The organism is Azoarcus sp. PA01 (assembly GCA_001274695.2).
Lineage (GTDB): Bacteria > Pseudomonadota > Gammaproteobacteria > Burkholderiales > Rhodocyclaceae > Aromatoleum.
The window spans coordinates 138,910-161,659 of sequence record LARU01000002.1 but is presented as its reverse complement, the minus strand read 5'-3'; the positions used below and the strand labels follow the sequence as shown (position 1 = coordinate 161,659).

General features: G+C 66.6%; 20 protein-coding genes, 1 tRNA gene and 1 pseudogene. 9 read left to right on the top strand and 13 right to left on the bottom strand.

Annotated features, from left to right (window positions below):
* Positions 1 to 8: 8 nt before the first annotated feature.
* The 7 genes from PA01_01835 to PA01_01805 form a co-directional block, all read right to left on the bottom strand.
* Positions 9 to 863, bottom strand: a complete 855-nt coding sequence (locus tag PA01_01835) for an acyl-CoA synthetase (protein KON82240.2) — start codon at positions 861 to 863, stop codon at positions 9 to 11.
* A gap of 125 nt (positions 864 to 988) precedes the next feature.
* Positions 989 to 1,291 (bottom strand): beta-hydroxyacyl-ACP dehydratase, encoded by a 303-nt coding sequence (locus PA01_01830; GenBank protein ID KON80548.1) that lies wholly within the window; start codon positions 1,289 to 1,291, stop codon positions 989 to 991.
* A complete protein-coding gene (locus tag PA01_01825; GenBank protein KON80547.1) occupies positions 1,288 to 2,628 on the bottom strand; it encodes an AMP-binding protein in 1,341 nt (446 codons plus the stop codon). The genes PA01_01830 and PA01_01825 overlap by 4 nt, the downstream gene beginning before the upstream one ends.
* The gene (locus PA01_01820; GenBank protein ID KON80546.1) at positions 2,625 to 3,317 is read right to left on the bottom strand and encodes a hypothetical protein; all 693 of its coding nucleotides are present in this window, start codon (positions 3,315 to 3,317) and stop codon (positions 2,625 to 2,627) included. Before PA01_01820 ends, PA01_01825 begins: the two co-directional genes overlap by 4 nt.
* On the bottom strand, positions 3,314 to 3,610 hold the full coding sequence (locus PA01_01815) for a phosphopantetheine-binding protein (GenBank protein KON80545.1): 297 nt from the start codon (positions 3,608 to 3,610) through the stop codon (positions 3,314 to 3,316). Before PA01_01815 ends, PA01_01820 begins: the two co-directional genes overlap by 4 nt.
* Positions 3,611 to 3,686: 76 nt before the next feature.
* Positions 3,687 to 4,547 (bottom strand): HDOD domain-containing protein, encoded by an 861-nt coding sequence (locus PA01_01810; GenBank protein ID KON80544.1) that lies wholly within the window; start codon positions 4,545 to 4,547, stop codon positions 3,687 to 3,689.
* 102 nt (positions 4,548 to 4,649) lie between these two features.
* Positions 4,650 to 5,924 (bottom strand): HD domain-containing protein, encoded by a 1,275-nt coding sequence (locus PA01_01805; protein ID KON80543.1) that lies wholly within the window; start codon positions 5,922 to 5,924, stop codon positions 4,650 to 4,652.
* Between the two features lie 327 nt (positions 5,925 to 6,251).
* Here PA01_01805 and ppa point away from each other — a divergent pair, with 327 nt between their 5' ends.
* Positions 6,252 to 6,779 (top strand): inorganic diphosphatase, encoded by a 528-nt coding sequence (gene ppa / locus PA01_01800; protein ID KON80542.1) that lies wholly within the window; start codon positions 6,252 to 6,254, stop codon positions 6,777 to 6,779.
* A gap of 52 nt (positions 6,780 to 6,831) precedes the next feature.
* On the opposite strand, the gene PA01_01795 is transcribed toward ppa, so the two are convergent.
* Both PA01_01795 and chrA read right to left on the bottom strand, forming a co-directional pair.
* Entirely contained in the window at positions 6,832 to 7,977 is a 1,146-nt protein-coding gene (locus PA01_01795) for a GNAT family N-acetyltransferase (protein KON82239.2), read from the bottom strand.
* A gap of 268 nt (positions 7,978 to 8,245) precedes the next feature.
* The gene (chrA, locus tag PA01_01790; protein ID KON80541.1) at positions 8,246 to 9,466 is read right to left on the bottom strand and encodes a chromate efflux transporter; all 1,221 of its coding nucleotides are present in this window, start codon (positions 9,464 to 9,466) and stop codon (positions 8,246 to 8,248) included.
* 131 nt (positions 9,467 to 9,597) lie between these two features.
* Between chrA and PA01_01785 the strand changes: the two genes are divergently transcribed.
* Complete coding sequence (locus tag PA01_01785; GenBank protein KON80540.2) at positions 9,598 to 11,214, top strand: NAD+ synthase; 1,617 nt, start codon at positions 9,598 to 9,600, stop codon at positions 11,212 to 11,214.
* 54 nt (positions 11,215 to 11,268) lie between these two features.
* Positions 11,269 to 11,607, top strand: coding sequence for a P-II family nitrogen regulator (locus PA01_01780; protein KON80539.1), 339 nt, complete (start codon positions 11,269 to 11,271; stop codon positions 11,605 to 11,607).
* A 55-nt stretch (positions 11,608 to 11,662) separates the two neighbouring features.
* Here PA01_01780 and PA01_01775 read toward each other — a convergent pair whose 3' ends face one another.
* Both PA01_01775 and trxB read right to left on the bottom strand, forming a co-directional pair.
* Positions 11,663 to 12,694, bottom strand: a complete 1,032-nt coding sequence (locus PA01_01775; protein KON80538.2) for a Smr/MutS family protein — start codon at positions 12,692 to 12,694, stop codon at positions 11,663 to 11,665.
* A gap of 65 nt (positions 12,695 to 12,759) precedes the next feature.
* Positions 12,760 to 13,713 carry a thioredoxin-disulfide reductase gene (trxB, locus tag PA01_01770; protein ID KON80537.1) on the bottom strand — a complete coding sequence of 318 codons (954 nt, stop codon included), beginning with the start codon at positions 13,711 to 13,713 and terminating at the stop codon, positions 12,760 to 12,762.
* Positions 13,714 to 13,965: 252 nt separating this feature from the next.
* On the opposite strand from trxB, the gene PA01_01765 reads away from it, so the two are divergent.
* The 4 genes from PA01_01765 to PA01_01750 all read left to right on the top strand — a co-directional run bounded on the left by PA01_01765 (position 13,966) and on the right by PA01_01750 (position 19,061).
* The gene (locus tag PA01_01765; protein KON80536.1) at positions 13,966 to 14,637 is read left to right on the top strand and encodes a cyclic nucleotide-binding domain-containing protein; all 672 of its coding nucleotides are present in this window, start codon (positions 13,966 to 13,968) and stop codon (positions 14,635 to 14,637) included.
* 102 nt (positions 14,638 to 14,739) lie between these two features.
* Positions 14,740 to 17,061: a DNA translocase FtsK 4TM domain-containing protein gene (locus tag PA01_01760; protein ID KON80535.1), complete on the top strand. Its 2,322-nt coding sequence runs from the start codon at positions 14,740 to 14,742 to the stop codon at positions 17,059 to 17,061.
* 29 nt (positions 17,062 to 17,090) lie between these two features.
* The gene (gene lolA / locus PA01_01755; protein ID KON80534.2) at positions 17,091 to 17,708 is read left to right on the top strand and encodes an outer membrane lipoprotein chaperone LolA; all 618 of its coding nucleotides are present in this window, start codon (positions 17,091 to 17,093) and stop codon (positions 17,706 to 17,708) included.
* A gap of 24 nt (positions 17,709 to 17,732) precedes the next feature.
* Positions 17,733 to 19,061 carry a replication-associated recombination protein A gene (locus tag PA01_01750; GenBank protein KON80533.1) on the top strand — a complete coding sequence of 443 codons (1,329 nt, stop codon included), beginning with the start codon at positions 17,733 to 17,735 and terminating at the stop codon, positions 19,059 to 19,061.
* Between the two features lie 27 nt (positions 19,062 to 19,088).
* Here the strand turns inward: PA01_01750 and PA01_01745 are convergent, their stop codons facing one another.
* Positions 19,089 to 19,352 (bottom strand): hypothetical protein, encoded by a 264-nt coding sequence (locus PA01_01745; protein KON80532.1) that lies wholly within the window; start codon positions 19,350 to 19,352, stop codon positions 19,089 to 19,091.
* 258 nt (positions 19,353 to 19,610) lie between these two features.
* On the opposite strand from PA01_01745, the pseudogene serS reads away from it, so the two are divergent.
* Positions 19,611 to 20,893: pseudogene (gene serS / locus PA01_01740) on the top strand (serine--tRNA ligase).
* A gap of 4 nt (positions 20,894 to 20,897) precedes the next feature.
* Here the strand turns inward: serS and mltF are convergent.
* Positions 20,898 to 22,286 (bottom strand): membrane-bound lytic murein transglycosylase MltF, encoded by a 1,389-nt coding sequence (gene mltF / locus PA01_01735; protein KON82238.2) that lies wholly within the window; start codon positions 22,284 to 22,286, stop codon positions 20,898 to 20,900.
* Between the two features lie 213 nt (positions 22,287 to 22,499).
* On the opposite strand from mltF, the gene PA01_01730 reads away from it, so the two are divergent.
* Positions 22,500 to 22,589 (top strand) — tRNA-Ser (locus PA01_01730).
* Positions 22,590 to 22,750: the final 161 nt, after the last annotated feature.

Sequence of the window (22,750 nt, the reverse complement as noted above, 5' to 3'; positions counted from 1 at the left end):
CCCGGATGTCAGTCGGCGTCCGGGCTGCGCGCCGGTTGCCAGAAGTCGAAGAAGTTGAACCAGTTGAATGGCGCTTGCCGCGCGTAATGTTCGAGCCGCGCGGCGTAGCGGACGATCGCGTCGCGCTGCGCGGTGCCGCGGGTTTCGCGCGTGACGGCAGTGAAATCGGCGAGCCGCTCGAAGTGGATGTCGTAGCGGTTGCCGCCGCGGTAGACGCCGACCATGAGGATCACCGGACGTTTCAGCATCGCCGCGATGCGCCACGGTCCGGCGGGGAAGTTCGCCGGCGCGCCGAGAAAATCGACGCGCTCGACCGCGTCCGGCCCGACGCTGCGGTCGGCGAGCATGCCGACGAGCATGCCGTCGTCGAGCCGTTCGCGTACCTGCAGCATCGAATCGAGCCGGCCGAGCGGAATGATGTCCTGCTGCGCCGCCGGATTGATCGCAGCGAGCGTGCGGTTGATTTTCTGCGCGTTGTCTTCGTACATCACCATCGCGACCCGGATTCCCGGCTGCTGGCGCCCGACCGCCCGGGTCACCTCGAAGCTCCCGAGGTGGGCGCCGACCAGGAACACGCCGGTGCCATCGGCGACGATGTCGCGGATCAGTTCGCCGCCGTGCACGCGGATGTCGAACAGGTCGAAGCGTTCGTTGAGGAGATAGATGCGGTCGTGGATCGTCGTCGCGAAGCTCAGGAAATGCCGGAACAATTCGGCCGGCCGCGGCGCACGTCCGAGCGCGCGCGCGAGGTATGCCCGAGACGCACGCCGTGCGGCGGGAGCGAACAGCAGGAAATAGCCGGCGATGAGTCGCAGCACGAGCCGTCCGGCGCGCCGCCCGAGACGCAGCGAAATCCACGTCATCAGCCGCAACATCGCGTCGTTGCTGCGCTCGGGGCGACGTGTCCAGGTGGTGTCGGCGGCGGGCCCTCGGGCGTCGGCCGAACCCTCCAGGTTCGCGGGCTGCGCGGCTGCGGTTCGAGTGCGAGTCACGGCGCGGTCACTTTCAACGTGCCGGACGCCACTGTCGCGTCGCCGGCGAGAATCTCGAAGTGCCACGCGTCGCCGGGCTGGCGCACATGGCGGATCAGCAGCGAGGTGCCGGGCCGGACCGGCTGCAGGAACTTCGCCGCGGCGATCTGGCACGGCGGCACCGGCCGGCCCAGCGCGGTGCCGAGCGCGCCGGCGGCCCAGCCGAGCAGCACGACGCCGGGCAGGATCGGCTGGCCCGGGAAATGCCCGGCGAACGCCGGATGGTCCGGCGTGACGACGATCGTGGTTTCGAACTTCATGCCGGGTCGCTGCGCAACTGGCGGAACAGCTCGCCGAGCGCGGCGCGCGGCAGCTTGCCGGTCGCGTTGCGCGGGAGCCGGTCGGCGAACAGCAGCGGGCGTGGCAGGAACAGCGGGTCGATGCGCTCGCGCAACGCGTGCAGCAGCGCCGCCCGGTCGAGACCCGGCGCGACGACGACTGCCCACAAGCGCGTCGCGCCGTCGATCTGCTCGTCGTCCGGCATCACGAAGCTGCCGTCCACCACGCCCGGAATCGCGTTCAACTGGTGATTCAGGTAGCTCAGCGAACTGCGTTTGCCGGCGATGTTGACGAGGTCCGCCGACCGCCCGTGCAGCAGGAAGCGGTCGTCGGCGGTCGGTTCGATGACGTCGCCGAGCGCGGTGCGCTGCTCGACGTGTCCGCCGTATGCCCACGCCTGGCCGTTCTCGACGCTCAGGCGGACGTCGCGAAAAAGCTGCCATTCCGCGGTCAGCGCGGTGCGCCGCGTCGCGGTTTGGCCGGTTTCGGTGCAGCCGTAGATTTCCAGCAGCGGACCGCGCAGGCGCGCTTCGGCGTCGGCGGCGAGGTTGCCCGACAGCGGCGCAGTCGCCGAGACGACGAGATCGGTGACGGGCAGGGGCACTTCGGCGGCGAGCAGCGTGCGCAGGTGAAACGGCGTCGAGACGAGCACGCGCGGACGTGGCACGGCGTCGAGCGCGGCCGCGATGTCGGCCGGGTAGAACGGCCGCCCGGCCCAGAACGCGCCGCCGCTCTGCAGCGCGAGCAGCACCGTCGACTCGAAGCCGTACATGTGCTGCGGCGGCACCGTGCCGACGATCGCATGAGGCGCGGCGGGGGACAGTCCGAGACGCTGCGCTTCGGCCGCGGCATTGCGCACCAGCGCGCCCCAGGTCTTGCGGTGCGGCACCGGCGTGCCCGTCGAGCCGGAGGTGAACACGCAGGCGACGAGCTGGTCGGCGGCGACGGCGGGCATCGGGCCGGCATGGTCGGCGCCGGCGAGTTCGGGGTAATGGAACTGCGGCAGGTCGATGTCGCACACGCCATCGGCGAGGCAGAACGCGTCGGGCGCAAAGGCCGCGAGCTGGCGCACGGTCTCCGGGGTGTGCGTCGACGGCAGCAGGCTGACTTTGCCGGCGAGCAGGCTGGCCGCGAGTCCCACCGTGAAGCGGTAGCGGTCGGCGCAGATATTGAGCACGTTGCCGCCCGCAGGCAGCAATGCGGCGAGCCGGTGCGCGTCGCCGAGAAAGCGCGCGACGCTGATGCGTTCGCCGTCGCGCCACGCGAGGGCGGCGCCGAGGCACGCATGGCCCAGCAGCGGCAGCGCGAGCTCGCTCATCGGTGGGCTGCGCGCGCCGGCGGTTTTTCGGTCGAGCCCGCGAGCGCAGCGCTCGGCGGCGGCTGCCAATAAGCGCGCACCGCGTCGAGGATGCCGCTGCGCGCTTCGGGCGGCAGGACTCGCAGGCGCACTGCGTATTCGCCGGCGAACATCAGCGCGACGAGCGGAAAAGTCAGCAGGTTCGCGAAAGCGGACCACAGGTCGAGCGGTCCGAACGCGAACAGCGCGATCGACGCCGTTGCCATCAGGCCGAAGAACAGCGTCCAGGCGATCGTCACGCCGCGCGTGTAGCGCGCGAGCACGGGGCCGGGTGCGCCGTGGATGAGCGCCGCGACGCGCGTGCACATCGGCTCGCGCCCGCCGGTGAGGGTGCGGCCGAACGCGATGCCGAGCAGGGCGTTGGTGCCGACATGCTGGATGAAATACATCCAACCGACGTTGCGTGCGAGCGTCGGCCACAGCAGCGCGAGCCCGAGCGCCGCGAACGCCAGCAGCGCGAGCAGCACAGTGCGCCACGGCGAGTGCCACGCGAATGTTGCGGCGACGAACGCGAACGGCGCGATGCCGAGCAGCGCTCCCCACGCGGACGTCTCGACCAGCGCGGTCGTGTAATGGGCCGCGACCGCCCACGCGACGACGACGCAGACCAGGGCGACGCGATGCGTGCCGCGCGCGAAGTCGAGTTTCATTGCGTGCGGTGGCTGGCGATGTATCCGGTCAGGCTGCGCAGCGAACGGAAGATGCTGATGTTGTCGTCGTCATCGGCGCGCAGCTGGAAGCCGTAGCGTTTCGATACCACGAGGGCCACTTCGAGGATGTCGATCGAATCGAGCCCGAGGCCTTCGCCGAACAGCGAGTCGTCGGGAGGGATCGAGGCCGGCGCCTGCTCGAGGTTGAGCGCTTCGACGATGATCCCGGCGACCTCGAGCCGAAGCGCGTCGAGGTTGTCCGGAGCGGGCGAGGCAGGAGCGATTTCTTTCATGAGTTGCGCGAGAGGATGGGGGTGGGCGATCGGGAAAGCAAACCGCGGGATTCTATCGAAAACTGCCGGTCGCCGCTCAGCCGCACACCGCGTTGAGGATGTGCTGGCGCTGCGCGCGGGCGGTATCGAGCAGCTGCGTCAGCCTGATCTTCTCGATGCCCGAAGTCGAAGTGTCGAGCAACGCGGGCCGGTGGCGGATGCCCAGCAGCGTGTCGAACGGGTTCGGCGTCTCGGCGGCCAGCGATGCGACGAACAGGACGTCGGCTAGGTCGGTTGGCGGCCATGAACCGCCGTAGGGGTCTTCGTAGGGGAAAGCGTCGAGGATCGCTTCGGGCAGTTCGAACGCCTCCAGCACTGCGCGCCCGACCGGCTCGCTCCACGTCGCGGCGAACTCCGCGAAGCGATCGATGCCGCGCTCGAGCGCCGGATAATCCGCCGCGCGAGCGACGAGGAAGAACTGGCCGATGTCGGTCATCATGCCGCCGAACATCGCGGTATCGGCATTGACCACTTTCAAGTGCCGGGCGATCGCGTACGCCCACGCGGCGACGTCCAGCGAATGCATCCACAGCCCGGAAGCGATCAGGCGAAGGTTGCGCGAGCGGTGGTCCTGCACGAGTTGTTCCGCGGCAACCGCGAAAGCGAGGCAGCGCAGCGCGGACAGGCCGATGCGCCCGACCGCTTCGGAAACATTCCTCGTCTGCCTGCCGTAAGGGTTGAGTGCGATGGCGTTGGCCATCCGCACCGCTTTCGCGCTCAGCACCGGTTCCGCCTTGACCACCGTCGTGATCTCGTCGAGCGTCGAGTCGGGGTTGTCGGCGAGCCGCTTGATGCGCAGCGACACGTCGAACGAGGTCGGAAAGCTGATGCTGTCCTCTTCGAGTTCCCGTTCGATCTGTTTGCGAAACGCCTGCATCTGAGCTTCGAATTCGTCCATGTCCATTCCTGCTGGAGGCTTGCGCGAAGAGTTTAGCGTGCCCGGGACAGGCCCGGGTGTGATCGAATAAGCGGCGCGGTGCCGCGACGGCCCATCGCGCGATCAGGCGGCGGACGCAGCGCCCGCCGGCAACGCGCCGTCGAGCGTCTCGATCAGCGGCGTCAGCCGCGCGAGGTTCGCGCCGTCCGCGTAGGCCTCGGCCCGCAAATGGAGATTGCGTGCGAGGTTGCGCATCCGCCAGTCGATTTCCCGGGCCACCTGGCCGCTTTCGGCGACCAGCTGCCGATCGAGTTGTTCACCGAGCGAAGCGGCTTCGGCGGCGCCGGTGGCGCGCAGCGATTTTTCGAGATTGTGCAGTTGCTGCAGGGCCGTTGCGACGATCTGGCGCGCGAACGGGGTGTCGAGGGATGCGTGCAGGTCTTCCGCGCGGCTGATCGCACAGTCGAGCCGGGCAGGGATCGCGTGCGTGTCGGGCGCCCCTTGGCAGTCGTCGTCGCCGAAGCTGTCACCGTCCTTGCGCAGCGCCTGGGTGACGGCGGCGACGGCGTCGCGGTCGAATTCTTCGGGCACGAGGCGCAGCGCGAGCGCCGCGCGCGACGGTGCGCCGGGATGGCCACTGGAGAGGATCGCGCCGGCCGTTTCGGCGACGGCGAGCCAGCTGCCGAGGCGGTGAAGCTTGCTGCGCTCGAGCTGATTGGGATAGCCGCTGCCGTCGAGCCGTTCGTGGTGGTGCGCGACGCACCGCCCGATCGCTGTCGGGAGCGTGGTCAGCTCCTGGATCAGCAGTTGTCCGATGCGGGGGTGGCTGGCGACGTGCTTCCACTCGTGCGGCCGCAGTTGGCGGCTTCCGCTCAGGTAGTCGGGATGGATATACATTTCGCCGAGGTCATGCAGCAACGCGGCCGTCAGCAGCGTCTGCGCATCGTGCTCGCTGGCGTTGAGCCGGGTCGCGATGCACGCGCATACCAGCATCGTCGCCAGGGCGTGCCCGAAGCTGCGGTTGCCGCTGGCCTGGGCGGTTGTCAGCAGCAGGCGCAGCGGCTGCGGCAGCGGTATCGTCCTGAGTTCGCCGAGAAGCGCCAGCGCGTCGCGGCTGGCAAGCCGTGCGAACAGCGGATTGTCCTCGACCTGTTCGCGGCAGGCTTCGACGACATCGGAGAAGGCGACCGCTCCTTCGACGGCGAGCGTCGCTTCGAGCGGCTTGGCCAGCTTGCGGCGCAGCAGCTTTTCCTGCAGGTCGGCCGACACCGGCCTGCCCTTTGCCCACAGCTTGATGCCGCGTTCGTCGAAGATGTCTTCGGCCGCCTCGACAGCATGGGTTTGGGCGAGCTGGACGATGTTGTGCAGGCAGTGCTGATTGACCGAGTTGAATAGCATGGTGTGCCGCGGGAAATTCTTCGTGGATCATGGCCATGGCATCTCGCCGTGCGCTGCGCGGTACTCATCTATCCTGAATGCCGGTTGTTGCAATGGTGCCGAAGATGCCAGCCGGGCGTGATGCTATCATCCCGTAGCCGCCACCGCCGTGTTGTTCGTCACATGACAATGCAATGTCCCGGCGCACGCCGCCCAGTCCGGTCTGAAGACCGCACGTTGAAGGTGGGCCGCGAAACCCGGAGCGCGCTTCGGCAGACGTTGCGGGCAGCGACGGGCGACGCGTTTCCCCTTATAATCCGCGCCACATTTTCCATGGGAGAGGGAATTATGGGATTCGACCTCGTGAAGGCCGGCAAGGACGTGCCGAACGACATCAACGTCATCATCGAGATTTCGGCGCAGGGCGAGCCGATCAAGTTCGAAGTGGACAAGGACAGCGGCGCGGTGTTCGTCGATCGCTTCATGGGCACGTCGATGCGCTACCCGATCAACTACGGCTACGTGCCGCACACCGTCGCCGGCGACGGCGACCCGGTCGACGTGCTGGTGGTGACCCCGTTTCCGCTGATGCCGGGCGTGGTGATCCGCTGCCGTCCAGTCGGCGTGCTGAAGATGGAAGACGACGGCGGCCAGGACGCGAAAGTCGTCGCAGTCCCGGTGTCGAAGCTCACGCCGCTCTACGACAAGGTGCAGACCACTGACGACCTGCCGGAGCTGCTGATGAAGCAGACGGTGCATTTCTTCGAGCATTACAAGGATCTCGAGCCGGGCAAGTGGGTCAAGGTGCTCGGCTGGGGCACCGTGGAAGACGCGAAGCAGGAAATCCTCGACGGCCTGAAGAACGCCGCAAAATAAATACACTGCAGCAGTCTGGTCCGAATAACGGCCCGCCGAGCGCGGGCCGTTTTCATTCCGGCGCCGTCCTTTGCGAGGCGCGAAACGGCGAGCGCTCGGTCAGTTCATCGAGATAGAAATCGATGCCCGCGGTCTCCTGCGCGAGAAAGCGGTCCACCGCGTCGCGCCAGCGCGGTTCGCGAATCCAGTGCGCGGAGCGCGTGACGACGGGCTGCAGCCCGCGCGCGAGCTTGTGCTCGCCCTGTGCGCCGCCCTCGAAGCGGCTCAGGCGATGGACGATGCAGTAGTCGATCGCCCGGTAGTAGCACAGCTCGAAATGCAGGAACGGCAGATGTTCGGTCGCGCCCCAGTAGCGGCCGTAGAGCGCTTCGCCGTCGCACAGGAAAAAAGCGCTCGCGACCGGCTCGCCTTGGCGTTCGGCGAGCAGCAGCCGCACGCTGTGCGGGGCGCGCGACGCGAGCTGCGTGAAGAACGGCGCCGCGAGATACGGCGTCGAGCGATGCAGCGCGTACGTCGCTGCGTAACAGCGATGGAAGAGCGCCCAGTCGGCGGCATTCGCCGTCGTGCCGTCGAGCCAGCGGAACGTCAGCGCGTGGGCCGCGGCGCGGCGCCTGTCCTGGCGGATTTTCTTGCGCTTTTCATGGTTCAGGCTGGCGAGGAAGTCGTCGAAATCGCGGTAACCCGCATTGAACCAGTGGAACTGCACGCCTTGGCGGATCAGCAGGCCGGCTTCCCGCATCCATCCGGCCTCGGTTTCGGTGGGGAAAAGCACGTGCAGTGACGACAGGCCGCTTTCCTCGGCCAACGCCAGCGTCGCCTGCAGCAGCGCTTTTCTGCTTGCCGGATCACGGCCGAGCAGGCGCATCCCGGGCACTGGCGTGAACGGCACTGCGGCGAGCCACTTCGGATAGTAGGCGAGGCCATGGCGCGCATACGCTTCGGCCCACGCCCAGTCGAAGACGTATTCGCCGTACGAATGGTGCTTCTCGTACAGCGGCATCGCCGCGACCAGTTGCGGGCCGTCCCACAGCGTTGCGTGGCGCGGCAGCCAGCCGGTGCCCGGCCCGACGCAGCCGGTCGCCTCGAGCGTGGCGAGAAAGGCGTGCGACACGCAGGCCTGTCCGTCGGTCAGCGCATCCCAGGCGGCGGGATCGATGCCGGTCACATCATCGAAATGGCGAAAGCGGTAGGTCGGCACGTCGGCAGCCCGGTATTGGTCGAAGCGATCGGTGGGACCGCGGCCGGCGCGATTCGTTTGTCGCGTGCCGCGGTGTTCGCGCAGCTGCCCGATTATTGCGCAACCTCGTGTTTTCCTTGCGCGCAGGGGACTTGGAGCGCTTGCTCACGTCTTATCCACAGCTTTCCCCACGCCCGCTGTGGGTGAAAAACGGCCGAGCGAGCGCGGCGCGGCGTTCCGGTATCCTGAGAATCTCGATCCCGGCGCAGGCTGACCGGGGCGAGCCCGCTCAGGTCGCGATGCTCATCAGCCATCCGGCGACGCCGCTACCGACGACGACGAACCACGGCGGGAGTTTCCAGAACGCCAGCGCGACGAACGCGATGACAGCGAGCCCGAAGTCTCGCGGCTGGTCGATCGCGCTCGTCCATACCGGCTGGTACAACGCGGCCAGCAGCAGGCCGACGACCGCGGCGTTCACGCCGGCCAGCGCCGCCCGCGCACGGGCACTGCGGCGCAGTTGCTCCCAGAACGGCAGCGCGCCGACCACAAGCAGGAACGACGGGGCGAAAATCGCGCCCACGCAGATCGCAGCGCCCGCCCAGCTCCCGGGCGCCTCGTTCATCGCTGCGCCCAGGAACGCCGCGAACGTGAACAGCGGTCCCGGCACGGCCTGTGCGGCGCCGTAGCCGGCGAGGAAAGTTTCGCGATCGACCCATCCGCTCGCTACGACCTCGGTCTGCAGCAATGGCAGGACGACATGGCCGCCGCCGAACACCAGCGATCCGGCACGGTAGAAGGCGTCGATCAGCGCGACAGCCGGGTTCGCCACGAGCTGCGCGAAGAGGGGCAGGCCGATCAGCAGTGCAACGAATGCGCACAGGCATCCGATCGCGGCACGGTGCGTGACGAGGATCGGCAGCGGATCGTGGGCAACGGCCGGTTCCGGTCGGAACAGGACGATTCCGGCGATCGCCGCGGCGCCGATTACGCCGATCTGCGTCCACGCCGTCGAATCGATGAGGACGACGCACGTCGCGAGCGCCATGAGGGTGACGCGCAGGGTGTCGGTGCAGAGGTTGCGCGCCATACCCCACACCGCCTGCGCCACGACCGCGACCGCGACGACTTTCAGGCCGTGCAGGGCATCCGGCGCGAGGACGCCGCCGTGACGCGACACCCCTTGCGCGAACAGGATCAGCGCGATCGCCGACGGCAGCGTGAAGCCTGCCCACGCTGCGAACAGCCCCGCGTATCCTGCGCGAGCCAGGCCCAATGCCATGCCGACCTGGCTGCTCGCCGGCCCCGGCAGGAACTGGCACAGCGCGACGAGGTCCGCGTAGCTGCGTTCGCCGAGCCAGCGTCGGCGCGTGACGAATTCGTCACGAAAGTAGCCGAGATGGGCCACCGGGCCGCCGAACGAGGTCAGGCCGAGGCGCAGGAAAACGAGAAAAACGGCCCACGGGCCTTGCTCGTCGGCCTGCTTGGCGAAGGTGTCCGGAATGGCCATGTGGTCCGCTTGTTGGTGGGCAACGTCGGTCCGCCATGATAGTTCAGACGGGGGCTCGGACGGCGCCTCGACGCATGCCGGCAGGGCGCGTGGCTCCGCCGATTGCGGGCTGAAACGGTATAGTTGCGCCTATGGACAAAACGCTCGCTATCGCTGTCGCCCAGCTCAATTTCACCGTCGGCGACCTCACGGCCAACGCCGACCGGATCATTCGTGCCCTCGACGAGGCCCGCGCGGCCGGCGCCGACCTGTTGCTGACGCCTGAACTGGCGCTATCCGGTTATCCGCCCGAAGACCTGCTGCTGCGTCCGGATTTCTACCGCGCGTGCAGCCGGGAAGTGGCGCGCATCGCTCTGCATACCCGTGGCATCACCTTGGTGCTCGGCCATCCGGAGGAGCGGCGCGACTGGCGCTACAACGCCGCGTCGGTGATTCGCGACGGCGAAGTTGTCGCGACCTACCACAAGCATCTGTTGCCGAACTACGAAGTGTTCGACGAGGAGCGCTATTTCGACCGCGGCCTCGACGCGTGCGTGTTCGAACTGAACGGCGTGAAACTCGGCGTCAATATCTGCGCCGACCTGTGGGAGTCGGGTCCGGCCGAACTGGTGCGTGCCGAAGGCGCGGAACTGCTGCTCGGCCTGAATGCGTCGCCGTACCACATGAACAAGCTGGAACGCCGCTACGAAGTGCTGCGCGGGCGCGTCGCCGACACCGGCCTGCCGGTGGTCTATTGCAACATGGTCGGCGGCCAGGACGAGCTGGTGTTCGATGGTGCATCGTTCGCGCTCGACGCCGACGGCAAAGTCATGTATCAGGCGGCTTCGTTCGAGGAGCGGCTCGACGTCCTGCATTTTCGCGGCGGACGCTGGGAGCAGGGCGAAATCGTCGCTGCGCGACCGGTCGAAGAGGAAGTCTACGAGGCGCTCAAGACCGGCGTGCGCGACTACCTCGGCAAGAACGGTTTTCCGGGCGCGCTCATCGGCCTGTCCGGCGGCATCGACTCGGCGCTGGCGCTGTGCATCGCCGTCGACGCGCTCGGGCCGGAGCGGGTGCGTGCGGTGATGATGCCTTCACCCTATACGGCGCAGATGAGCCTCGACGATTCGCGCGCGCTGGTCGCGAATCTCGGCGTGCGCTACGACGAAATCCCGATCGAGCCGGCGATGAACACGTTCGCCGACCTGCTCGCCGGGCAGTTCGAAGGGCTGCCGGCGGACACCACCGAGGAAAACCTGCAGAGCCGCATCCGCGGCATGATCCTGATGGCGCTGGCGAACAAGACCGGCGCGATCGTGCTGACGACGGGCAACAAGAGCGAGATGGCGACCGGCTACGCGACGCTGTACGGCGACATGGCAGGCGGCTTCGCGGTGCTGAAGGACCTTTACAAGACCTTCGTGTTCCGCCTGTCGCGCTGGCGCAACACGGTCAGTCCGGTGATGCCCGAGAACATCATCACCCGCCCGCCGTCGGCCGAACTGAAACCGGACCAGACCGACCAGGATTCGCTGCCGCCGTACGACGTGCTCGACGCGATCATCGAAGCCTACATGGAGCGCGACGAGTCGCCACGCGAGATCATCGCGCGCGGCTTCCCCGCAGCCGACGTGCGGCGCACTGTCGGGATGCTCAAGCGCAACGAATACAAGCGCCGCCAGTCGCCGGTCGGCATCCGGGTGACGAGGCGCGGCTTCGGCAGGGACTGGCGTTATCCGATAACATCGCGCTATCAGGACGAATACTGACCGCGCCGGACCGATCCGAATCGACGAGTCGGCCAGCCCTCGAGGAGAAATTGCATGAAGAAAATCGAAGCCGTCATCAAACCGTTCAAGCTCGACGAAGTCCGTGAAGCGCTGTCCGAAGTCGGCATCGCCGGGCTGACCGTGTCCGAAGTCAAAGGCTTCGGCCGCCAGAAAGGCCACACCGAGCTGTACCGCGGCGCCGAATACGTCGTCGATTTCCTGCCGAAGATCAAAGTCGAGATCGTCCTCGGCGACGACCTCGTGGACCAGGCAGTCGAAGCGATCATCAAGGCGGCGCGCACCGGCAAGATCGGCGACGGCAAGATCTTCGTCACGGCCGTCGAACAGGTCGTGCGCATCCGCACCGGCGAAACGGACGAAGCCGCGATCTGATTGCTTCCGGCCGGCCTACGAGCCGCGCTCATTGGCCGCATTCACTCGGCCGCATTCACTCCTTCGGCGGATTGCCGGCCCGCAGCAGCACGAGCAGCGCGCCGGACCCGCCTTCGTTCGGACCGGCCTGGCAGAACGCGAGGATTTCCTCGCGTTGCGCGAGCCAGCCGCGCGACAGGTGCTTGAGGATCGACAGCTTGCCCGGCGACCCGAGCCCCTTGCCGTGAATCACGCGCACGCAGCGGCGCCCCTGCTGCAGGCTCGCCGCGAGAAAGCGTGCCAGCGCTTCGCGCGCGTCGTCCCGGTTGTAGCCGTGCAGGTCCACTTCTCCCTGCAGCACCCAGCGCCCGCGGCGCAAGTCCATGAGCACGCGGCGCGGCAGGCCGGGACGCAGGAAGATCGCCTCGTCCCCCATTTCCAGCCGGTCTTCGAGGCTCATCGGCGCGTCGAGCGACTCGCGCAACGCAGCCTGCTCGTCTTCGCTGTGCTTCAGCGGCTCCGGGGGGGGCGGCGGAGGCTGCAACTCGACCCGCTCGCCCGAGTCGATCTGCCGGGCGCCGCGCACCGCATGACGGAAAAGCTCCGCCGGATCGAGCGCGTCCGGATCGGGCGGCAGCAGCAGCGACGCCGGGTCGGTCTCGATCCGATGCCGGTCCTCGTCGCGCATGTGCAGCGGATACGGCGACGGACGGGCGCGGCCGAGCTCGGCGTGTCCGGCGTCGCGAAGCGGCGTTACGTCGCCGATCGCCGAGCGAAAGAGCGCCGCATCTTCGAGCGGATCGCTGCGCAAGCCCTTGGCGGGAGCGGGCGCATCGGGTTCGACCGAGCGGGGCCGCGGCAGCGGCGGCGGCTTCGGGGTCTCGATGTCCGCTCGTCCGCCCCCTTTGGTGAGCGGTGCGACATTGCGCACGGCGTCGCGGAACAGCCGCGGATCGTCATCAGGGGAAGCGCCCCGATCGATTCCGTTGGCGGTCGCGTCGCGATTGGGCTTCGCAGCCGAAGTCGGCTCCGGTCGCGCAGGCTTTTGGCTGCTCGCGGCCGGTTTCAGCTTGCCGCGCAGCGCGGCAAGTTCGTCGAGGGCACGCAACGGCCGACCGGTTCGGCCTCCCGGTTTCGGTGCAGCAGGGGGAAGCCGCCGGGCCATCGCCGTGCTCAGCCGGTGAGCGCGTCCAGGTAGCGCTCCGCGTCGAGGGCGGCCATGCAGCCGGTGCCTGCGGACGTCACGGCCTGGCGGTAGATGTGATCCTGCACGTCGCCCGCGGCGAACACGCCCGGCACGCTGGTCGCGGTGGCGTCGCCTTCGCGGCCGCCCTTGGTGACGATGTAGCCGTTTTCCATCGTCAGCTGGCCTTCGAAAATGTCGGTGTTCGGCTTGTGGCCGATCGCGATGAACACGCCTTGCAGCGCGACGTCGCGGGTCGCACCAGTGTTCGCGTCCCGGACGCGCATGCCGGTCACGCCGCTGTTGTCGCCGAGGACTTCGTCGAGCGTCGAGTTGAGCGCGAGTTCGATTTTTCCGCCGGCCACTTTCTCCATCATCTTGTCGATGAGGATCTTCTCGGCGCGGAATTTTTCGCGGCGATGCACGACCGTGACCTTCTTCGCGATGTTCGCGAGGTACAGCGCTTCTTCGACTGCGGTGTTGCCACCGCCGATCACTGCGACGTCCTGGTTCTTGTAGAAAAAGCCGTCGCAGGTCGCGCACGCCGAGACGCCGCGGCCGGAAAATTTCTCTTCGGACGGGAGGCCGAGATATTTCGCCGTCGCGCCGGTCGAGATGATCAGCGCGTCACAGGTATATTCCCCGGCGTCGCCGACGAGCCGGAACGGTTTCTCGCCGAGCTTCACCGTGTGGATGTGGTCGAAGATCATCTCGGTGTTGAAGCGTTCGGCGTGCTTTTGAAAGCGGGCCATGAGGTCCGGCCCCATCACGCCTTCGGCGTCCGCAGGCCAGTTGTCGACATCGGTCGTGGTCATCAGCTGCCCGCCCTGCGCCAGTCCGGTGATCAGGACCGGATCGAGGTTGGCGCGGGCGGCGTACACTGCGGCCGTGTAACCGGCCGGGCCGGAGCCGAGGATGAGCAGGCGGGCGTGCTTGGTTGTCATAGCGTGATCTTCTTTCTGGTTGGCGACAGCGGGATTATAGCCGAGCGGTTTGTTCCGCCGATTGAATGATGGCCATAGTCTGGAACGATCGCAAAAGCGGATTCTGTCAGCGCAGGCGCATTGCGCAATGCGCGTGATGGCGCGCTTCGGGCGGGAAAGTCACTCACGGTTTTTCGGTATAATTGATGATATTGTGCGTCGCCGGTTTTCGCGTTTTCTGGTACGCACGTTCGAGCACCTTTCGGAGTCGCCATGACCCAGCCCACTGCGGTTTCCACCACCGCCCTCAAAACTTTTCCGCTGTTTCAAGGCTTGTCCGACGACACCCTGGCGATGGTTTCGCGCTCCGCGATGATGCGCCGTATCCCCCGCGGGCAGAGCGTGGTGCATGCCGGCGAGCGCTGCGATTTTGTCTACCTGGTCCTGACCGGGAGCCTCAAGGTCGTCGTCAGCGACGAGGACGGCCGCGAGGTAATCCTGACGATTCTGGGGCAGGGCGAACTGTTCGGCGAGATGGGCATGTTCGGCGAGCAGCCGCGTTCGGCGACTGTCGTCGCGGTGATGCCTTCCGACCTCGTGATGATCGCGAAAAACGATTTTCGCACGATCATGCAGGGCAACTTCGAAGTGGCGTGGCGCATCATGGCGAACCTCGCCGAGCGCCTGCGCAATGCCGACCGCAAGATCGAGAGCCTGGCGCTGATGGACGTCTACGGTCGCGTCGCGCGCCTGCTGCTTGAAATGTCCGAGGAAGTGAACGGGGACGCGGTGGTGGTGCGCAAGATCACGAAGCAGGACATCGCGAAAATGATCGGGGCGTCGCGCGAGATGGTCAGCCGGGTCATGAAGGATCTCGCGGCGCAGGGGCTCATCGAGGAAACCGGCGCCGGCATCGTGCTGCGCGATCGCCTGCAGAGCGTCTGAATCGGGCAGGTCTGTTTCCCTTCGCAACAGCGGCAACGGCCGTGTTGACGGATCGCATATAATTTCGCACCGTCGTTTCCCTCCGGCCTCAAGTTTTCCCTCATGTCGTCCCGCCTGTCCTCACGCTCCCAGCCTTTGCCGGAAAAAATCTCGCTGCTGCTGCAGGAAGCCCGCTGGCTGATTCTCGGCGTGATGTCGCTGTACGTCGGCCTCGTGCTGCTCGGCTACAGCAAGGCCGATCCGGGCTGGTCGCACGCTGCCGAAGTGTCGCGCATCGCCAACCCCGGCGGGCGCTTCGGCGCGTGGCTCGCGGATCTGCTGTATTACCTGTTTGGCGTGTCGGCGTGGTGGTGGGTAGTTTTTCTCGGCTACGGGCTGGTGTGGGGCTTTCGCCGGCTCAAGCATGACCTGCGCCTCGACAGGCGCTCGTTCTTCATCGTTCTGGTAGGTTTCTTCGTCGTGCTGGCTGCCAGCAGCGCGCTCGAATCGCTGCGCTTCCATTCGCATGGCGCGAGCATTCCGCTCGCTCCCGGCGGCCTCGTCGGCATGGAACTGGGCGCCGCGGTGCAGCGTTATCTCGGCTTTACCGGCGGCACGCTGCTGTTGCTGGCGCTGTTCGCGTCCGGGTTGAGTCTTTTTTCGGGCATTTCGTGGCTGTCGCTCGTCGAGCGGATCGGCACTTCGGTCGAGCGCGCCTGGAGCACGTTGCGGCAGGCATGGCGCGGTCGAACCGAGCGACGCGCGGCGCAAGCCGTCGTCGTCCAGCGGAGCAGCCCGGTCATCGAGCCGAAGCGGCGCAAAGCCGAAGCGGCGCCGTCCCAGTCGGTGCGCATCGAGCCGGTGCGCATCGAGCCGGTGCGGATCGAGCCGGCGATGGTCGACGCGCCGAAGCCCGAGCGCGTCGACAAAGGCCGGCAGCAGCCGCTCTTCGTCGATCTGCCGGCCGGCTCGATGCCGCCGCTCGCGCTGCTCGATCGGCCGTCGGTCGACCTCGAGCCGCCGTCGGCCGAACTGCTGGAGTCGACATCGCGCCTGATCGAAACGAAGCTCGCGGACTTCGGCGTCGAGGTGAAAGTGCTGGCGGCGTACCCCGGCCCGGTCGTGACACGCTACGAAATCGAGCCGGCGACCGGCGTCAAGGGCAGCCAGGTCGTGAATCTCGCGAAAGATCTTTCGCGTGCGCTGTCGCTGGTGTCGATTCGCGTCGTCGAGACGGTGCCCGGCAAATCGTGCATGGCGCTCGAACTGCCGAACCCGAAACGGCAGATGGTGCGCCTGTCCGAGATCCTCGGTTCGAAAGCGTATCAGGACATGCATTCGTCGCTGACGGTCGCGCTCGGCAAGGACATCGGCGGGCAGCCGGTCGTCGCCGATCTGGCGAAGATGCCGCACCTGCTCGTCGCCGGCACGACCGGCTCGGGCAAATCGGTCGGCATCAACGCGATGATCCTGTCGCTGCTGTACAAGGCTGAGCCGGAGAAAGTGCGGCTGATCATGGTCGACCCAAAGATGCTGGAACTGTCGATCTACGAAGGCATCCCGCACCTGCTCGCGCCGGTCGTGACCGACATGAAGCACGCGGCGAACGCGCTCAACTGGTGCGTCGTCGAGATGGACAAGCGCTACAAGCTGATGGCGGCGGTCGGCGTGCGCAACCTTGCCGGCTTCAACAAGGCGGTCACCCAGGCGGCGGAAACGGACAAGCCGCTGACGAACCCGTTCGCGATCAATCCCGACAACCCCGAGCCGCTCGAAACGCTGCCGCACATCGTCGTCGTCGTCGACGAGCTCGCCGACATGATGATGGTCGTCGGCAAGAAGGTCGAGGAGCTGATCGCGCGGCTCGCGCAGAAGGCGCGTGCGGCCGGCATCCACCTGATCCTCGCGACGCAGCGCCCGTCGGTCGACGTCATCACCGGCCTGATCAAGGCCAACGTGCCGACGCGCATCGCGTTCCAGGTGTCGAGCAAGATCGACTCGCGCACGATCCTCGACCAGATGGGCGCGGAAGCCTTGCTCGGCATGGGCGACATGCTTTATCTGGCGCCCGGCACCGGCTTGCCGGTGCGCGTGCACGGCGCGTTCGTCGCCGACGACGAGGTGCACAAGGTCGTGGACCATCTCAAGCGCAGCGGTCCGCCGGATTATGTCGAAGGGATCCTGTCGGCCGCCGAGGAAGAGGCTGACGGTGCGCTCGGCGGCGCAGACAGCGGCGACGGCGAGGCCGATCCGCTCTATGACCAGGCGGTGGAGATCGTTGTCAAGACGCGGCGGCCGTCGATTTCGCTTGTGCAGCGCCATTTGCGCATCGGCTACAACCGCGCGGCGCGGCTGATCGAACAGATGGAACGTTCCGGGCTGGTGTCGGCGATGGGCAGCAACGGCAACCGCGAAGTGATCGCGCCCGTGAAGGAGACCGAGTGAGTCATTGGAGCAGGGGCCGGGCAGCGTTCATGGCGCGCGTGCTGCTGTGCGCAGCAGCCGCGTGGGCGTCATCGGCAGCGCCGGCCGCGGCGAGCGGCGTCGAGCAGTTGCGCGAGTTCGTCGACACTGCGCGCAGCGCGCAGGGTGAATTCGAACAGACCGTGTCGTCCGCTTCGGGACGCCGCGCGCAGCAGGCGAGCGGCAGTTTCGTGTTCCTGCGACCCGGAAAATTCCGCTGGAGCTACGACAAGCCGTATCCGCAGCTGCTCGTCAGCGACGGCGAGAAACTGTGGTCGTGGGACCGCGATCTGAACCAGGTCACCGTGAAGCGCCTCGGCGACGCCCTGGGGAGCACGCCGGCCGCGATCCTCGCCGGCAGCGGCACGCTGGACCGCGATTTCAACCTCGCTGAAGCGGGCTCGGGCGAAGGGCTCGACTGGGTGCTGGCGACGCCGAAGCACCCGGAAAGCAGTTTCCAGTCGATCCGGCTGGGCCTCGCCGGAGGGCTGTTGAAGCGTATGGAGTTGCACGACAACTTTGGCCAGACGACGATGATCGTGTTCACGTCGCTCGAGCCGAACGCGCGGCCCGACCCGTCGCTGTTCCGTTTCGTCCCGCCGGCAGGCGCCGACGTCATCGGCGACTGACGCGCGACGCGCACGGCGGACCCGGTGGACGACCTTTTCGACGACGTCGAGCCGCCGCGCGTACCGCTCGCCGAGCGGATGCGCCCGACGACGCTCGACGAGGTCGCCGGCCAGCATCATCTGCTCGGTCGCGGCAAGCCGCTGCGGCTCGCCTTCGAATCCGGCAAGCTGCATTCGATGATCCTGTGGGGGCCGCCAGGAGTCGGCAAGACGACGCTCGCACGCCTGATGGCGCAGGCTTTCGATGCGGAGTTCATCGCACTGTCCGCGGTGTTCTCCGGAGTCAAGGACATTCGCGAAGCGGTCGCGCACGCCCAGGCCGAAAAAGCGCGCGGACGCCACACGATCCTGTTCGTCGATGAGGTGCATCGCTTCAACAAGGCGCAGCAGGACGCGTTTCTGCCTTACGTCGAGCAGGGCCTCGTGACGCTGATCGGCGCGACGACCGAGAATCCGTCGTTCGAAGTCAATTCGGCGCTGCTGTCGCGCGCGGCGGTGTACGTGCTCGAACCCCTCGACGAGGAAGCGCTGGGGGAACTGTTCGAACGTGCCCGTCTGCTCGGGTGTCCGCAGCTCGAATTTGCGCCGGCCGCGCGCGAACGCATGATCGGGTTTGCCGACGGCGACGCCCGCCGCCTGATGAACCTCATCGAGCAGGTCCAGGTCGCTGCGGAAACCGCAGGCACCGTCGCGGTCACCCCCGAGTTTGTCGACGACGCGCTATCGACGCGCCTGCGCCGTTTCGACAAGGGAGGCGAAGCGTTCTACGACCAGATATCGGCACTGCACAAATCGGTGCGCGGTTCGAATCCCGATGCCGCCCTTTACTGGCTGTGCCGGATGCTCGACGGCGGAGCGGACGCCCTCTATCTCGGACGACGCCTGATCCGCATGGCGACCGAGGACATCGGCCTCGCCGATCCGCGCGCGCTCGAAATCGCGTTGAACGCCTGTGCGACCTACGAACGGCTCGGTTCCCCGGAAGGCGAGCTGGCGCTTGCCGAAGCGACGGTTTTCCTTGCTTGCGCGGCGAAATCCAACGCGGTCTACAAAGCCTATAATGCTGCGCGCAAACACATCGCGCAGGACGTCTCGCGCCCGGTGCCGCTGCATCTGCGCAACGCGCCGACGCGCCTGATGAAGGAACTGGGCCACGGCAAGGCTTATCGCTATGCGCATGACGAACCCGAAGCCTACGCCGCAGGCGAAAGCTACCTGCCCGACGGCATGAAAGCGCCCGGGTGGTATCGTCCGACACAGCACGGAATGGAAGCGCAAATTGCAGCAAAGCTCGAACATCTGCGCGAACTCGACGAGCAGGCGGCTATGCGCGTCCCGAAGGACGCGAATTGACAGCCGATTGATGCGGAGGAACAGCTTTCAGTGCGGGAGAGGGTGGTCGGCCATGAAGCGGGCGCGTACATTCCTGGCCCGCTCGGCCCTTTCGAGATCGCCACGTTCGGTGGCTCGCTCGATAAGGTCTTGCATGTAGGTCGTCAACATCAGCACCCCTTCCGGGGTCTGCACCATGCCGCACACGACTTGCGCTGCGGCTCCTTCGGGAATGCACTCGTGTTCTGCTACGAGCGCGACTTCGTCATCGGTCAAATCGCAATAATCAAGGCAGTCTCTAATCGACAACATCGGCCTCTTCTCCTCTAGTTTGCAGACACCGTCTTCCGCGGTGTTGGCTTACTAAGCTTAAGATACAGGGCGCCGAATGCAAGGAAAGTTTGTCCATCGCGGAGAATATAAACGATTGATTACATTAATGGATTTGTGCATCGCCGCAAGCTCTTCGCGAGGCCGGCGAAAGGCCCGGAATTAAGCGCCGCGGTGCGCGAAGAGATCTCGTCAGAAACCCCGCTTTCCCCTTGAATCCACTCGAATTCCGGAATTGTCATGCTTGATATCCAACTTCTACGCACCCAGATCGACGCCGTTGCGGCAGCGCTTGCCACGCGGGGGGCGAATTTCGACGTCGCGGCGTTCCAGTCGATGGAGAACGAGCGCAAGAGCCTTCAGACCCGCACCCAGGACCTGCAGGCACGCCGCAACAGCCTGTCGAAGCAGATCGGCGTGCTGAAAGGCAGGGGAGAGGATGCTTCGGCAGTGATGGCCGAAGTCGGTGGCATCGGCGACGAGCTGAAGGCCAACGAACAGGCGCTGGCGGCGCTTCTCGAGCGGATCAGTGCGTTCGTCGCCGGGCTGCCGAACCTCCCGCACGACAGCGTCCCCGTCGGCCGCGACGAGTCCGCGAATGTCGAAGTCGCCCGCTGGGGCACGCCGCGGGAATTCGGCTTCGAGGTCAGCGATCACGTCGACGTCGGCAGCGGGCTCGGCGGACTCGATTTCGAAACCGCGGCGAAAATCTCGGGTTCGCGTTTCGCCCTGATGCGCGGGGCCTCGCACGCCTGCATCGTGCGCTCGCCCAGTTCATGCTCGACGTGCATACCCGCGAACACGGTTACACCGAGGTCCACGTCCCGTATCTCGTCAATCCGGACAGCATGTTCGGTACCGGCCAGCTGCCGAAGTTCGAGGCCGATCTGTTCTCCGTCATGAAGGACGACGGGCGCCTCTACCTGATCCCGACCGCGGAAGTCCCGATCACGAACATCGTGCGCAACGAGCTGCTCGCGCACGACGTGCTGCCGCTGAAGTTCGTCGGCCACACGCCGTGCTTCCGTTCCGAAGCGGGCAGTTACGGCCGCGACACGCGCGGCATGATCCGCCAGCACCAGTTCGACAAGGTGGAACTGGTGCGGATCGAACATCCGGACGCATCGTGGGCGGCGCTCGATGAACTCACCGGCCACGCCGAGGCGATCCTGCGCAAGCTCGATCTGCCCTATCGCAAAGTCGTGCTGTGCACCGGTGACATGGGATTTTCCGCCGCCAAGACCTACGACCTCGAAGTGTGGCTGCCGGCGCAGAAAACCTACCGCGAGATTTCGTCGTGTTCATGCACCGGGGCGTTTCAGGCGCGCCGCATGCAGGCCCGGTTCCGCAACGCGCAGGGCAAGAACGAGCTGGTGCATACGCTGAACGGTTCGGGCTTGGCAGTCGGCAGGACGCTCGTCGCCGTGCTCGAGAACTACCAGCAGGCCGATGGCTCGGTCGTCGTGCCGAAAGCGCTGGTGCCGTGGATGGGCGGGACCGAGTTGCTCGAACCCCGCGGCTGACGCTTCAGGGGCCGGCACGCCCGAGCTTCAGGCCGGGCGGCTGGAGCGGCGGGGTGTAAGGCGGTTCGAGGCGCGCGAGAATGCCGTGGAAGTTGCGGATGTTCTCGGTCATGATCACCGCCTCGCCGCCGCGCGCCGGACCGGACTTGAGCCGCGCCGCATATTCGGGTCGCGACAGCAGCGGAAGGACGGCTTTCAGGTCCCACCACGTCGTGTCGTCCCGGCCCATGCCGCGCGCGATCGCCCGCGCGCCGTTCATGTGGCCCATGCCGAGGTTGTACGCTGCCACGGCGATCCACGAGCGGTCGGGTTCGGCAATCCCGCCGGGCAGCTGGTCCCTGAGCATCGAAAAATAGCGCGCCCCGCCGAGAATGCTGTCGCGCGCGTCGAGACGGTCGCCGACGCCGAGCCGGTCGGCGGTCTCGGAAGTCAGCATCATCATTCCCCGCACCCCGGTTCGCGACGTCGCGAGCGGATCCCATCGCGATTCCTGGTAGGCGAGCGCGGCGAGAAAGCGCCAGTCGACGCCGGTGCGTGTCTGCGCTTCGTGGAAATGCGGGCGATAGGCGGGCAGGCGGGTACGCAAGTGGCCCAGAAAAACTGCCACGGCCCGGTCATCGAGACGGCGGATGTGGCCGAAGTAGCGATCGGCGGTTCGCGCGAGCAGCGCGCTTTTCCGGGCCTCCTCGAGAAAGACGTCGACCTCGGCGGCCAGGCTCGCTGCGTCGATCGGCAGCGCCCACGCGATCTCGGAGCGCACCGGCAGGTCGTATGCGATCACGACCCTCGGGTCGGTTTGTGCTGCCAGGGCGAAATGGACGCGGTCGGTGGCGACCAAATCCAGTTCGCCTTGCCCCAACTCTTCGAGCAGCTCCTGATCGCCGAGCCCGGTCGGAAAGTGCAGGGTGAGGCCGGCAACGCGCCTGCTGATTCGCTCGACTGCCTCGACGGGCGCGGAGCCCCGCCGCATGCTGATCGTTCGCCCGGCGAGATCGTCCTCCCTGTCGATCTCCCTGCCGTCCGAACGCCCGACCAGTACATAGTCCACGTCGCGCAGCGGCGCCGACCATCGCAACGGAAAGCGTTCGTTGCGGGCGATTCCGGCTGCGGCGAGATGGACCTCGCCGTTGAGGACCGCGTCGAGCGCACGCGGCACATCGGGATACACGACGAAACGCACCGTCACGTCGAGGCGTTGCCCCAGTTTCTGCAGCAGATCGTGCTCGAACCCCGACGCTTCGCCCGGCGCCTCCTGACGGTACGAAATCGCATCCAGCCGAGTCGCGACGCGCAATTCGCCGACCGTCCGATAGTCTCCGACCCGTCGCGGGGTGGTGTCGGGCGCGCATCCCGACAGCCCGAACAGCGCGATGAAGAACAGAAAGACAGGCAAGGAGGCACTCCCCGGAGGCGATTCCGGATTTTGCGCGAGCACGTGTCGCGGAGCAAACGACACTCAGGGCAGCGAAGTGGCGCAGCGGCGCGGGGAGCCCGGGGCCGCTTTCAGTGCAGGCCTTGAAATGTCGCTCGGCATGCGAAGTTATTTCTTGTTGGATAACGATCGTGTACGTATAATGCGCCCTCTCGCGAGACGATTGCGGGACGCGGAGAGGTGGCAGAGTGGTCGAATGTACCTGACTCGAAATCAGGCGTAGGTGCGAGCCTACCGTGGGTTCGAATCCCACCCTCTCCGCCAGTAGTACCATTAAAGCCCTGATTTTCAGGGCTTTTTTTCTTTTATGCGATGCGTGTTGCCGCTTCTGTGACCACCCCGCGCGCTCGTTCTCGGTACTCGCAGAGGCCGGCCTGGATACGATTCGGGCGCGGCAAGCTTCGCTGCCCCTCAACATTTTGCCC

Coding starts and splice junctions, on each gene's coding strand:
- PA01_01835 (KON82240.2), bottom strand. CDS start 863: ATGACGTGGATTTCGCTGCGTCTCGGGCGGCGCGCCGGACGGCTCGTG.
- PA01_01830 (KON80548.1), bottom strand. CDS start 1,291: ATGAAGTTCGAAACCACGATCGTCGTCACGCCGGACCATCCGGCGTTC.
- PA01_01825 (KON80547.1), bottom strand. CDS start 2,628: ATGAGCGAGCTCGCGCTGCCGCTGCTGGGCCATGCGTGCCTCGGCGCC.
- PA01_01820 (KON80546.1), bottom strand. CDS start 3,317: ATGAAACTCGACTTCGCGCGCGGCACGCATCGCGTCGCCCTGGTCTGC.
- PA01_01815 (KON80545.1), bottom strand. CDS start 3,610: ATGAAAGAAATCGCTCCTGCCTCGCCCGCTCCGGACAACCTCGACGCG.
- PA01_01810 (KON80544.1), bottom strand. CDS start 4,547: ATGGACGAATTCGAAGCTCAGATGCAGGCGTTTCGCAAACAGATCGAA.
- PA01_01805 (KON80543.1), bottom strand. CDS start 5,924: ATGCTATTCAACTCGGTCAATCAGCACTGCCTGCACAACATCGTCCAG.
- ppa (KON80542.1), top strand. CDS start 6,252: ATGGGATTCGACCTCGTGAAGGCCGGCAAGGACGTGCCGAACGACATC.
- chrA (KON80541.1), bottom strand. CDS start 9,466: ATGGCCATTCCGGACACCTTCGCCAAGCAGGCCGACGAGCAAGGCCCG.
- PA01_01785 (KON80540.2), top strand. CDS start 9,598: ATGGACAAAACGCTCGCTATCGCTGTCGCCCAGCTCAATTTCACCGTC.
- PA01_01780 (KON80539.1), top strand. CDS start 11,269: ATGAAGAAAATCGAAGCCGTCATCAAACCGTTCAAGCTCGACGAAGTC.
- trxB (KON80537.1), bottom strand. CDS start 13,713: ATGACAACCAAGCACGCCCGCCTGCTCATCCTCGGCTCCGGCCCGGCC.
- PA01_01765 (KON80536.1), top strand. CDS start 13,966: ATGACCCAGCCCACTGCGGTTTCCACCACCGCCCTCAAAACTTTTCCG.
- PA01_01760 (KON80535.1), top strand. CDS start 14,740: ATGTCGTCCCGCCTGTCCTCACGCTCCCAGCCTTTGCCGGAAAAAATC.
- lolA (KON80534.2), top strand. CDS start 17,091: ATGGCGCGCGTGCTGCTGTGCGCAGCAGCCGCGTGGGCGTCATCGGCA.
- PA01_01745 (KON80532.1), bottom strand. CDS start 19,352: ATGTTGTCGATTAGAGACTGCCTTGATTATTGCGATTTGACCGATGAC.